Raw genomic sequence first — 12672 nt, 5'->3', positions numbered from 1 at the left:
CCTGATCGGCCTGATCCTGGGCCCGGTCTTCAAGGAGAACCTCTCCTGGCGCGCCCGCCCCTCCCGTGCGTGTCACCCCGTTACGGCGTGACCTTCTCGATCTTCACGCTGCCGACGCCCGCGACCGTGCCGTGCGCGTTCACCAGCTGCACCCGGCCGAAGAACTCGCGGCCGGCCGGAGCCTCGGCAGCGGCCGTGACCTGGCCGGTCACCGTCGCCGAGTCGCCCGTGCCGAGCTTGACCGGGGCCGAACCGTCGACCGTGACGGAACCGAGCGTGGCGGAGAAGAACACGTCCCGGTAGTCGTAGTCGGTCGAGCCGGACGGGACCGCGTAGCCCACGACCTTGATGCTGTAGGTGCCGGCGGCCGGGGACGGCACGGAGACCGCCTCCTCCGAGTCACCGTCGGCGGACTTGCCGACCTCCTTGCCCGACGCGTCGTACACCATCAGGTCCAGGTCGGCCGCCGCGTCCGAGACGCCCCCGATGGCGACGTCGAGCGAGGTGGCGCCGGCCGGGACCTCCACCGTGGTGGTCTGGGTCTCGCCCTCCTTGATGGCCGGGCGGGTCGCCTTCGCGGAGCCGAGCGGGCCGCCGACCAGCTTGCCGTCCAGGGCGGCGTACTTGTTGGTCACCTTCCAGGAGGCGGCGGCCGGGGTGCCCGCCTTGGCCTCGGGGACGGTCACGGTCTCCGGGTCGAAGGCCGCGCCGAGGACGGTGACGTCCAGCTGGTACGGGTTGTCGAGCAGTGGGGACGTACGCCGGGACTCGACCTCGACCTCCCAGACGCCGGCCTGCGGGTCGGCGTACGAGCGCACGTCGGGCTTGCAGCCGTTGCCGTCCAGGTAGTTGTTGTAGCAGTTCGGGGTCGAGGTGGTGTCGGACGGGACGCCGTACGGGTGGATGGCGATGAACCGGGTCTGGCTCTTGTCCTCCAGCCCGCCGATCGCGACCTCCAGCGACTTCGCGCCCTCGGGCACGGTCAGGAAGTACGACTGCGTGCTGTTGCGCTGCACCGAACCCGACGCGGAGTAGGTGTAGTGCACCGGGGCCGCCACCACGACGGTGGTCAGGACCTGCTTGTCGACGCCCTCGGTCCGCGGGTCGTCGACCTCCAGGATCGCGCTCTTGATGCCGGCGGACCTCGGGGCGGCCTGGACCTTGACGGTCACCGGCTGGTTCAGCGGCAGCCGCACGTCGTCGTCGCCGACGATCCGGAAGGTGTGCCCGGCGTTGTTCTCGAAGCGCAGCTCGTGCCGGACCGCCTTGTCCGGGCCGGACGTACGGGTGAGGGTCACGTCGTACGTCTTCTTCTCGCCCGCCTTCAGACCGCCCTCGCGGTCGTACAGGCCGGTGCCGAAGCCGGGGGTCTTCAGGGCGTTGTCGATCGCGGTGTCGACCGGCGCCTTCACGGTGTAGTCGTGCGCGGTGGCGTCGTCGCGGATGGCGTCCCACGCGTCCACGATGTCGATGAGGCCCGCGCCCTCCTCGTACGCCTGCACACCCTTGATGTGGTCGGCGGTCGAGGTCAGGGCCGTACGCAGCTTGGCCGGGGTGAGGTCGATGCCCTTCTGCTTCGCGGCGCTCAGCAGCAGCGCGGAGGCGCCGGCGGCCTGCGGGGAGGCCATCGAGGTGCCCTGGAGCATCGAGTAGCCGGCCGGCAGTGTGTAGCCCGCCTCGGCGACCGGGGAGCCCGGCAGCCAGGTCTGGGTGGTGTTGATCGCGGCGCCGGGCGCGCTCAGGGTCGGGGTGAAGCCGCCGTCCTCACGCGGGCCGCGCGAGGAGAACGGCATCATCGCGTACGACTTCTCCACCTGTGAGCCGTAGTTGGCCGCCCAGGTCCGCTTCGAGATCGCCGCGCCGACCGAGATCACCTTGTCCGCGAGGCCGGGGTCGCCGATGGTGTTGGCGCCGGGGCCGGAGTTGCCCGCGGAGATCACCAGCTGGACGCCGTAGGTGTCGATGAGCCGGGTGTACAGCTCGGCGCGCGCGTTGTTGCCGTCGTTCAGCGCGGGCAGGCCGCCGATCGACATGTTGACGATGTCGACACCGCGGTTGGTGACGAGGTCGATCATGCCCTCGGTGAGCGCGACGTTGGTGCAGCCGCCGGTCCAGGTGCAGGCCCGGGAGGAGACGATCTTCGCGCCGGGGGCGGCGCCGTTCATCTTCCCGCCGAACAGGCCGTTGGCGGCGGTGATGCCGGCGACATGGGTGCCGTGCTCGGACTCGATGACGCCGATGTTGACGAAGTCGGCCTTCTTGCCGACCCAGTCGCCGCCGTACGGGTCGGTCGGCACGTCCTTGCGGATCTGGACGACGAACGGCTGCCGCTCGGCCACGTCCGTCTTCGGGTCGTCGGTGCCGAACCAGCCGACCTGGTGGTCCTCCTTGTACGGCTTCATCGGCGTGTCGTCGGTGAAGTCGTTGTTGTTGTCCAGGTCCACGCGGACGGTGCCGGCGGCCGGGTCGTAGAGGACGCCCCAGACGTCGGTGGTGTCGCCGTCGCGGTTGGCGTCACCCTTGGCGTCGCCGCCGGCCGTCGCGGACTCGCGGAACAGGTTGATCTGGTAGTCGCCCGCGGGTGCCTTCCAGGTCGCGCCGCCGTAGCTGAACGAGGGGCCGCTGACCGGGTTGGTCATCCGGCGCCAGGTGCCGTCGCTGTCGGTGATCGGGTCGGTCGCGGTGACCCAGTCGACGATCTTCCGCTCGCCGGTGGTGGTCTTCTGCAGCGCCGGGTGGCCGAGGTCGACGCCGGAGTCGAGGATGCCGATGGTGATGCCGCGGCCGTCCGCCTTCGGGTGCTCCTGGACGAAGTCGACGGCACCGGTCTCGAAGGAGGGGTTGTACGGGTTCTTCGCCGGGGTGCTCTTGTCCGGGGCCGGGAAACTTCCCGTCGCCGCACCGGACTTGCCGGCGGTGTCCGCGCTCGGCGTCGGGTCGTCGAGCGGGATGTCCTGCTTGAGGTCGATGGCGTGCACCGAGGAGAGCCCCGCCACGGTCCGGATGGCCGCGTCGGCCCTGCCGGTGGGCACGGTGGCCCGGACGTAGCCCACCTTGTCGTAGCTGCGGCCCACGGAGCCGCCCTTGACCGCGTCCAGCTTCTCGGCGACCTGCTCGGTCCGGCCCGGGGCGGTCGCGATCATCATCGTGATGTTCTTGGCGCCGTCGGCCTTGGCCTCGGCGAGCAGGTCGGCGTCGTCCGGACCGAGCTTGTCGTGGGCGGACTTGGTGCCGGGATCGGCGGCCGGGGCGGGTGTCGTTCCCGCGGCGAGGGCCAGGGGTATCGGCCCCGCCGCGGAGAGCGCGGCCACCACGCCCACGGCCACGGCTATGCGGGCCAGACGTCTCGGGCCGGGTATGGGATCACGCTCGGGCGTGTGGGTCATCGGCATCCCTCAGGTAAAGGAACGAGCGGACGAGAGCGCTCAGCTTTACCGAAGGGCCCTGGGTTTGGGGACCGTTGACCGAATCGAGATGAACGTATGGGGAAAACCCGCTATGGGATTTGACCGGATCGGGCGCTGATAGCCCGGTATTTGCTCAGTTCTCCCCTGATTGCTCAGTTCTCCTTCGAACGCGCGTAATGCCGGGACGCCTTGGCCCGGTTGCCGCACGCGGCCATCGAGCACCAGCGGCGGGTGCCGTTCCGGGAGGTGTCGAAGAAGTGCAGGATGCAGCTGCCGCCGGCGCAGGCGCGGATCCGCTCCGGGGCCCGGGCGAGCAGGTCCAGATAGCTCCGGGCGGCGAGCCAGGCCGGACCCCAGGCCGGGTCGGCGAACTCGGGCTCCTCGGCCGGACCGCCCGCGGTCAGCCGGGCCCGGATGCGCCCGTGCTCCAGCACGGCGTCCACGAGCGGCACCGCCTGTTCCCGCGGCCCGTTCACCGCGGCCCTGAGCGCCTCGCGCGCCGTCCGCAGATGGCCCAGCACCTCCGCGTCGGCCGGGTGGGCCCCGGCCAGCCCGTTGCTCGCGAGCCACACCGCGAGCCCGTCCGTGTCCGCGAGCAGGTCCTGGGTGACGCCCTCCTTGTTCCACCGGGTGTTGAGCAGGTCGAGCGCGAGGGGCTCGCCGGTGAGGGGGCGGGGGTCGCGGGTGGTGGGCATCGGGCATTCCTCCTCGACTAACCAGTCAAGGGTACGTGACCGGTTGACTCTGTCGCATCTAACCGTCTACCGTGAGGAATGACGGTTAGATGTGCCCGTGGGGGCACGCCGAAGGGGAGAGCCATGACCATGACCTTGCGCACGAGCCACACCGGCCTCAATGTCACCGACCTCGACCGCTCGCTCGCCTTCTACCGGGACGTCCTCGGCTTCGCCCTGCTCGCCGAGGGCAAGGAGGACGGCCGGCGCTACGCGTTCCTGGGCGACAGCGGCGACGGGCCCGTCCTCACTCTCTGGCAGCAGGCGCAGGGGGCGTACGACCACGGAAGGGCCGGACTGCACCACCTCGCCTTCACCGCCGACTCGGCCGACCGCCTCCGGGAGTACGAGGCGGCGCTGAGGGCGGCCGGAGCGGAGTTCGCCCACGAGGGCGTGGTCGCCCACCGCGAGGGCGGGGCCTCGGGCGGGATCTTCTTCCACGACCCGGACGGCACCCGCCTGGAGATCTCGGTACGGCACGGCGTCGAGGGCGCCCCCGCCCCCTACGCCTCCGCCCCGACCTGCGGCTTCTTCTAGCCATGGGCGTCTATCACGCGGGTTCGCGGGCGGTGCAGGACCAGGCCGGCGTCCGCGTCCGCGCCGACCACGTGGGCCGCTCCCTGGGCCAGGACATCAAGCCGATCGCGGCGGCCTTCCTGGAACTCCAGCCCCTGCTGATCGTCGGCGGGCCGGATCCGGGGACGGGGAGCGTGTGGGCGCACGCCGTCACGGGCACGCCGGGTTTCGTACGGGCGACGGGGCCCCGGCGGATATCGGTGGACGCGGCTCACGTTTTCGCCCGGGGAACAACCGTCGGCACGATCGCCCTGGACCCTCGAACCCGTCGCCGCATGCGTCTCAACGGCCGCCTCACGCCGACGGCAACCGGCTTCGCCGTCGACGCGGACCAGGTCTTCTCCAACTGCCCCAAGTACATCCAGCGAAGGGAGTCCTACGAGGCGGTCGACCGCACCCCGGGCACCCCCCGACGCCTCACCGAACTCGGCGCTGAAGAAGCGGAGTTCATCCGAGCCGCCGACACCTTCTTCCTCGCCACCGTGCACGGAGCCGGCGCCGACGCCAGCCACCGCGGCGGCAACCCCGGCTTCGTCCGGGTCGCCTCACCGCGCGAGCTGACCTGGCCCGACTACTCCGGCAACGCCATGTTCCTCAGCCTCGGCAACCTGTACGCCGACCCGCGCGCCGGACTCCTCTTCCTGGACTGGGAGACGGGCAGCACCCTCCAGCTGACCGGCGAGGCCCGCACCGAGTCCGCCGAGGACGGCACCCGTACCGTCCGCTTCACCCTCACCGAGGCCCTGTGGACCCCGGACGCCCTGCCCCTGCGCTGGTCCGCGCCGGAATATTCGCCCGCCAACCCGGAGCCGGCACGTTAACGTCCGCCCATGCGACGGAACCTGAGGGTGGCGGCCTACGCCGTGTGCGTCCGTGACGGACAGATCCTGCTCGCCCGGTCACCGGCGCCCGACGGCACGCCCGAGTGGGTGCTGCCCGGCGGCGGGATGGAACACGGCGAGGACCCGTACGACACGGTCCGCCGCGAGGTCACCGAGGAGACCGGCTACCGCATCGAGGTGACCGGTCTCCTCGGCGTCGACTCCCACCGGCTGGTCGGCGACCCGCGCGTCGGCCGCCGCAGGGACCACCAGGGGCTGCGGATCGTCTACGAGGGCGAGATCACGGGCGGTGAACTCCGCTACGAGATCGGCGGATCCACCGACTTCGCCGCCTGGCACGACGTGGACGCCGTACCCGGTCTGGTCCGGGTGCCGATGGTCGACATCGCCCTGCGGCTCTGGCGCGAACGCCCGCCCCACGGACACCTGGAGGACGTACCCGTACCCCCGCAGATGAACGAGGAGTGACCGGCCCCGGGCCGCCCGCAATCCACTACATGACCGCATCCGGTACCCCGAGATCCACGTACGGTGATCGGCGCTGCGCGTTGCCGCCGCGTTCACGCGCAGGTCATCCCCGGTGCCAACGATCCACAGTGAGCGGGGCGTTCGTCTGTGCGACGGCCCGCGACCACTGCCGACGCGTTCGCACTCGGGGAGATCGCGCCATGTCGCGCATACGCTCTGTCGCCACCTCCGCTCTGGGGGTCAACCGCCGTACCGTCCTCGCCGCCGCCGGAGCGGTCTCGCTCTCCGCGGGCGTCGGCTACGCCCTGCGTCCCACCGACAGCCACGCCGCCACCGCGTCCGCCGCGGCGGAGGCGGAGGCACCGGTCGCCCACTCCCGGCAGGCCGCCGCAGGCGCCGCGACCGCCCCCTACACCAAGGGCACCACCGTCGCCTCCGTCGCCGCCCCGCGGAACGGCTCCGGCTACCGCCGCCTCGGTGACGGGCCCGGCTGGAAGCGGGTCGTGCGCGGCGAGCTGGCGGCGCCCCAGTCCGGCCGGGCGAGCCGGCGCACGGCCCTCGCCGCGTTCGTGCAGTTCACCGACCTGCACCTGATGGACGTCCAGCACCCGCTGCGCCTGGAGTACCTGCGCTCCCACGACGTGCACGCCTGGCGTCCGCACGAGGCGCTCACCGTGCCGGGCGCGATCTCCCTCGTGGAGCGGGTCAACGCGTTGCGCGGCGCCCCCGTCACCGGCGCCCCGCTGCACTTCGTGATGACCACCGGCGACAACACCGACAACAACGCCCACTCCGAACTGGAGTGGTTCATGAAGGTGATGAGCGGCGGCCGGATCACCCCCAACTCCGGGGACCCGAGGCACTACGAGGGCGTGCAGAACAGCGGTCTCAAGCTGTACTGGCAGCCCGGCTCCGGCGTCCGCGACCACGACAAGGCGCTCGGCTTCCCCTACCTCAAGAACTTCCTGGCCGCCGCGATCCGCGAGGTGCGGAGCCCGGGCCTGAACCTGCCCTGGTACTCCACCGTCGGCAACCACGACGCCCTCCCGCTCGGCTGCTACGGCTCCCACGGCGACCGCTACCTCGCCGAGGCGGCCATCGGCGGACGGAAGCTGATGAGCGTCTCCGACGCCGACGCCAAGAAGCTCCAGGACGCCATCAAGAACGCCAAGGACCCCAAGGGCACCGGCTACCGCGACTTCCTCAAGGCCCACGCCCGCTCGATGCGCCCGGTCACGCCGGACGAGAAGCGCGCCCCGTACACCCAGGCCGACTACCTGAAGGCCCACCTGGACCCGGCGTACCAGGGCCTCGGCCCGGTCGGCCACGGCTACTCCTCGGCGAACCTGGACGCGGGCACCCAGTACTACGCCTTCCGCATCTCCGACGACGTCATCGGCATCAGCCTCGACACCACCGACGCCGGCGGCCACTACGAGGGCTCGATCGGCACCGCCCAGCTGAAGTGGCTCGACAGGACGCTGAAGGACAACAAGGACTCCTACGCCGTCGTCTTCAGCCACCACACCAGCAAGACCATGACCAACACCCGGCCCGACCCCGCCCGGCCGGCCGAGAAGCGGCACGGCGGCGCCGAGGTGATCTCCGTCCTCGCCTCCCACGCCAACGTCCTGGCCTGGGTGAACGGGCACATCCACAAGAACGTCATCACCCCGCACCAGGCCTCCGGCGGGCGCTCCTTCTGGGAGATCTCCACCGCCTCGCACGTCGACTACCCCCAGCTCGCCCGGATCATCGAGCTGGTCGACAACAAGGACGGCACCGTCTCCCTGTTCACCACGCTGATCGAGTCGGCCGCCCCGCACCGCACCGACTACGCAGACCTCTCCCAGACCGGCCTCGCCGCCCTCTACCGCGAGCTGTCGTACAACGCCCCCGGCGCCAACAAGACCCTCGCCGGCGACGCGGCCGACCGGAACACGGAGCTGGTGCTCAAGAAGGGCTGAAAGTCACTCAACCGGCCTACATCGGAGCAACTTTCGCGCACTTACCCAGGTCACTCCCCCTGACCGGTCCCACACCACACGTTGGGGGAAGACATGCGCGTACGCGCGACACTGATCGGCACCACCACCCTGCTCCTCACGGCCGCCCTCGCGGCCCCGGCCGTGGCCGCCACCGGAAGTCACTCCGGGGGCGGCCACTCCGCCACCCGCAAGGCGATCGAGGCGGCGGTCGAGGCCGGGGTGCCCGGCGTGACCGCCACCGCGCGGGACAGCCACGGCACCTGGTCCGCGACGGCCGGTGTCGGGGACCTCCGCACCGGCGAACCCCGCTCGACCGCCGACCGCTACCGCGTCGGCAGCATCACCAAGACCTTCGTCTCGACGGTCCTCCTCCAGCTGGAGGCGGAGGGCCGGCTCTCCCTGGACGACAAGGTCGACCGGTGGCTGCCCGGGGTCGTGCGCGGCCACGGGCACGACGGCCGCCACATCACCGTCCGTCAGCTCCTCAGCCACACCAGCGGCATCTACAACTACACGGCGGACGAGGACTTCGCCCGCGCCTACTTCGTCAAGGACGGCTTCTTCCAGCACCGCTACGACACCGTCACCCCGGCCGAGCTGGTGGCGATCGCGATGCGGCACAAGCCGGACTTCGCGCCGGGCGCCTCGTGGAACTACTCCAACACCAACTACGTTCTGGCCGGCATGGTGATCGAAAAGGTGACGGGCCGCCCGTACGCCACCGAGATCAACCGCCGCATCCTCGCCCCCCTGCACCTGACGGCCACCTCCCTCCCCGGCACGAAGGTCACCGTCCCGCAGCCCAGCAGCCGCGCCTACTCCAAATTCACCGAACCGGAGACGGGCTCGACGTACGACGTCACGAACCTCAATCCGTCCATCGCCTCCTCCGCCGGGGAAATGATCTCGAATTCCGCGGATCTGGACCGCTTCTACGGCGCCCTGCTGCGCGGAAAGATCCTTCCGCCGCGACAGCTGAAAGAGATGAAGACCACGGTGAAGATCGCCGACGCCCCGAACACCCGCTATGGCCTCGGCCTCATCGAGACCACGCTGACCTGCGGTGTTCATGTCTGGGGTCATGACGGAGGCATCCACGGCTCCGCGTCCTCGGCCGTGACGACGGCGGACGGCCGCCATTCCCTCGCCCTCAATTTCAACGGGGACTGGACCGGCGACACGGCGACCGTGGTCGAGAAGGAATTCTGTTAGGCAACGTTTCATTCGCGTAGTTCTGCGTTAACGCGTACGTAATGTCCGTACCGCCTCATATCGGCTAACCCGCTGTGAACGGGGATGGCTCGATCTTTACGATCATTTATGCAAGGCGGGTGGTCGTGTGCGCGCGAGGCACGAACTGCGTGTGCTGTCGGTGTACGAGGGATTCTTCTCCGGGGGAGCCCGGATCGTGCATACCGACGTCGTTCTGGGACTGGCCGAGGGCGGCCAGTCCCACCAGGTACTCAGCATCCACGGCGAGGTCCACCGCGAGGCCACCCGGCAGCGCATGGAGGACGACGCCTGCTACCGGGCGCTGACCGCCGGCGGGGTCGGCGTCACCTCGCTGGGCCGCACCGCGGGACTGGTGGACGGCACCGTCGCGGCGAACGCTTTCAGCGGCCCCGAGCTGGCCGAAACCGCTCGGTCCATGGCCGCGGCGGATGTGATCCTGTCGCTGAAGGAGCAGCCGCTGGCCCTGCTCAACCAGGCCGGGCTGCCCCGCCGCCCGGTCGTGGTCGGCCTGCACCGCTCCGACCCGGAGAACCAGGGCCCCGCCCTGGACGAGCTGAAGGCCGCGATAGCCGACGGCACCGTGGTGGCCTGCGTCTGCTGCGCCGAGTCCACGCGGGCCGCCTACGAGGCCGCCGGCATCCCGCGCGAGGTGCTGCACGTCATCCCCAACGGGGTGGACCTGCTCCGCTTCCGCCCGGACCCGGCGGCCCGGCCGGCGTTCCGCGCCTCCCTGGGCATCCCGGCCCGGGCACCGGTGATCGTCTTCGCGGCCCGCTACGCCACCATGAAGAACGTCCCGCTCCTCCTCCGCGCCGCCCGTGCCTGGCTCGCCCGCGAGCCCGAGGGCCAGGTCCTGATGTGCGGCGCGGGCATGACCGACACCAATCCGGCCCTGTGGGCCGACCTCGAGGTCGCCTTCGGTGCCGACCGGCACCTCGCGGAGCGGGTCCGGCCGCTCGGCGTACGCCGCGACATGGAGACCGTGTACGCCGGCGCCGACGTCGTCGCCCTGACCTCCGCCTCCGGGGAGGCGGCGCCGCTGTGCCTGATCGAGGGCATGATGTGCGGCGCCGTCCCGGTGACCACGGACGTGGGCGACAGCGCGGAGATCGTCCGGGGGCACGGTTTCGTCACCCCGCAGGACCCGGAGGCCATCGCCCTGGCCTGGACGGCGGCGGTCGCCGGCCGCGCCGGCCTCGCCCCGGCACTGGCGGCGAGCCGCGAACGCTTCAGCCGTACGCGCATGATCGCCGCGTACGCCGCGCTGCTCGACGGCGTCCACACCCGCGCGTCCCGGCTGCCGACGCTGCCCGAGCCGCTGTAGTTCAGGACGCCCGGTCGAGCGCCGGAAGGTAGCCGAAGGACTGCCCCGGTGCCGTCGGATGGTACGACTCGGTGATCGCCAGCACGTCGACGCCGTGCAGCCAGGGCCGGGACGAGCAGATCTCGTGGCCGGCGAACGCGGAGGTGACGTCGGCGAAGGTGAACCCGTGGTCGGCCGCGCGCTGGGCGATCACCTCGTTGAGGTGGTCCACCGCGTCGTTGATGGCGGCGCGCTCCACCTCCGGCAGGCCCAGCGCACAGCTGCCCCTGAGGTGGTACAGGTGCGGGTAGCCGAGCACCACGACGCGGGCGGCGGGCGCCCTGTTCCGGATGACGGAGTAGAGCCGGTCGAGGTTGCGCGCGAGGGGGCCGTCCATGGCGGTGCGCGCCCGGCTGACGGCGGACCGGCAGGGGGTGCCGCCCAGCGCGCAGCTCGTCATGACGGTGGCGAAGCCCGAGTCCGTGCCGCCGACGGTGAGGGAGACCAGCCGGGTGCGGGCGCCGAGCGGGCCGAGCTGCTCGGACAGCACCTCGCCCGTCCCGGCGCCGTTGCACGCGAGGAAGCTGAAGGACGACGGCCGGTGGGCCTCGGCCCACAGGACCGGGTAGGCCCGGCTGCTGCGCTTGCAGTTCTTCCCGGCCGAGGGCAGGTAGTCGCCGGCTCCGGCACCCGAGGAGTAGGAGTCACCGAGGGCGACATAGCCGGCGGCCACGGTCCGGGGTGCCACCTCCGCCGTCGCGGGATCGACGAACGCGCAGCCCGCCGACAGGAGGAGGGAGGCCGCGACTGCCGCTGTTCGGGACGGTCTCATGAGTCCCGTCTACCGCGGCCCGCGCCGGCCCCGCCCGCGGTGCTCGTCCGTTCCGGTGAATCCTCACCCGGGCGGCGCAGCAGAAGTGGACGGCCGGCGCCGCGCGTGAGGAGGGGCCGCCGGCGTCCTGCCCGGCGGCCCCTCCGCTCCCCTCCTGACGGCCGCCCCCACGGCCCTCGTGGTGCTGCCCCGGCGCGTCACTACCGGGGCAGCGCCAGGACGTACGCGGCCGGGTCGCGGTCGCCCGACGCCATCAGCGCGGTCCGCACCACCGCCGCCTGCTGCTCCAGGGAGTTCCGGAGCTTCCTCGGCGTGAGGTACACGACCGTGATGCCGAGGCGTTCGAGGTGCTCGCGCTTGCGGGCGTACTCCGACCACAGGGCGTCGTCGTCCTGGCGGGGCGCGCGCGTGTCGAGTTCGACGGCGACGGCCTGGTCCGGCCAGTAGGCGTCCACACCGCCCAGGTGCGGGCCGCCGGGCAGGCGCAGGTCGACGTTCCAGACCGGGTCGGGCAGGCCGTACTCGCGGACCATCCGGTACAGGCGGTCCTCGGCGATCGAGCGGCCCTCGGCGACCAGCGCGTCCACCGCGTCCACCACGTGCGGCCGGTTCAGCAGCTTCGCCTGGGTCAGTTCCCGGACCACGGCGGCCGGTTCGCAGTGGCCGCCGCGCACCGCCTCCGTCAGCAGCCGGCGCACCGCCTCGGCGTCCGTCAGCTCCGCCACCGCGTCGGCCAGTGCGCGCGGCACCGGCGCCACCGGCAGGCCCGTCACCGCGCGCGGGGCGGGCAGGGCGGGGGTGCGCAGGATGCGGACGTAGCCCGTGGAGCGCAGCCGGCGCAGCCGCGGCACCAGGATGTCGACGTGGTCCAGGGCGGGCAGCGGCGGGGTGGACGAGAAGCCGTGCAGGGTCAGCGCGGCCAGGCCGGTGAGCACCGCCTCCGCGTACAGCGGCCGGTGCGGGCTGCCGGCCGTCGGCTGCGCCGGGACGCCGGGCTCGGTGGTGCGGGCCGCGTACAGCAGCGCCCCGTGCAGCCGCTCCTCGCCGGTGGGCGGGCCGGGGTGCAGCAGGATCACGTGCGGGAGCAGCTCCCGCCAGGGGCCGTCGGGGCGGCACTGCTCGGCCAGCTCGGCCGCGGTCACGCCGTGGGCGCGCAGCTGAGCCGCCGTCAGGACGCGGCGGTGGCCGTCGGAGAGGTGGCGGAGGGGGCGGGGGGAGAGCGGGGTGTTGTGGGTCATGGCGTCGGGATTCCCGCGCCCCGTCCCGCTCGTAACCGCTGTTACACGGCC

The 12672-nt window shown here is 71.9% G+C and carries 10 protein-coding genes; 6 read left to right on the top strand and 4 right to left on the bottom strand.

The window, feature by feature from the left end; genetic code table 11:
- Positions 1-80 precede the first annotated feature (80 nt).
- Complete coding sequence (locus ABZ937_RS38615; protein WP_361699309.1) at positions 81-3386, bottom strand: S8 family serine peptidase; 3306 nt, start codon at positions 3384-3386, stop codon at positions 81-83.
- 173 nt (positions 3387-3559) lie between these two features.
- The gene (locus tag ABZ937_RS38610; RefSeq protein ID WP_361699307.1) at positions 3560-4102 is read right to left on the bottom strand and encodes a CGNR zinc finger domain-containing protein; all 543 of its coding nucleotides are present in this window, start codon (positions 4100-4102) and stop codon (positions 3560-3562) included.
- Positions 4103-4231: 129 nt separating this feature from the next.
- Here ABZ937_RS38610 and ABZ937_RS38605 point away from each other — a divergent pair, with 129 nt between their 5' ends.
- The 6 genes from ABZ937_RS38605 to ABZ937_RS38580 all read left to right on the top strand — a co-directional run bounded on the left by ABZ937_RS38605 (position 4232) and on the right by ABZ937_RS38580 (position 10572).
- Positions 4232-4678, top strand: coding sequence for a VOC family protein (locus ABZ937_RS38605; protein ID WP_361699319.1), 447 nt, complete (start codon positions 4232-4234; stop codon positions 4676-4678).
- Between the two features lie 2 nt (positions 4679-4680).
- Positions 4681-5538, top strand: a complete 858-nt coding sequence (locus ABZ937_RS38600) for a pyridoxamine 5'-phosphate oxidase family protein (protein ID WP_361699305.1) — start codon at positions 4681-4683, stop codon at positions 5536-5538.
- Between the two features lie 9 nt (positions 5539-5547).
- Entirely contained in the window at positions 5548-6027 is a 480-nt protein-coding gene (locus ABZ937_RS38595) for an NUDIX hydrolase (protein WP_361699303.1), read from the top strand.
- Between the two features lie 200 nt (positions 6028-6227).
- Positions 6228-7994, top strand: a complete 1767-nt coding sequence (locus ABZ937_RS38590; RefSeq protein WP_361699301.1) for a TIGR03767 family metallophosphoesterase — start codon at positions 6228-6230, stop codon at positions 7992-7994.
- A 93-nt stretch (positions 7995-8087) separates the two neighbouring features.
- Positions 8088-9227, top strand: a complete 1140-nt coding sequence (locus ABZ937_RS38585; protein ID WP_361699299.1) for a serine hydrolase domain-containing protein — start codon at positions 8088-8090, stop codon at positions 9225-9227.
- Between the two features lie 151 nt (positions 9228-9378).
- Entirely contained in the window at positions 9379-10572 is a 1194-nt protein-coding gene (locus ABZ937_RS38580) for a glycosyltransferase (protein ID WP_361699317.1), read from the top strand.
- A 1-nt stretch (position 10573) separates the two neighbouring features.
- Here the strand turns inward: ABZ937_RS38580 and ABZ937_RS38575 are convergent, their stop codons facing one another.
- Together ABZ937_RS38575 and ABZ937_RS38570 are read right to left on the bottom strand one after the other, a co-directional pair.
- On the bottom strand, positions 10574-11383 hold the full coding sequence (locus ABZ937_RS38575; RefSeq protein ID WP_361699297.1) for an SGNH/GDSL hydrolase family protein: 810 nt from the start codon (positions 11381-11383) through the stop codon (positions 10574-10576).
- Between the two features lie 200 nt (positions 11384-11583).
- Positions 11584-12621, bottom strand: a complete 1038-nt coding sequence (locus ABZ937_RS38570) for a hypothetical protein (protein WP_361699295.1) — start codon at positions 12619-12621, stop codon at positions 11584-11586.
- Between the last annotated feature and the right edge of the window lie 51 nt (positions 12622-12672).

The organism is Streptomyces sp. NPDC046727 (genome assembly GCF_040645635.1).
In the GTDB taxonomy this organism is placed as follows: Bacteria; Actinomycetota; Actinomycetes; order Streptomycetales; family Streptomycetaceae; genus Streptomyces.
The sequence above is the reverse complement of the archived record's forward strand: the minus strand, read 5'-3'. Positions and strand labels throughout refer to the sequence as shown.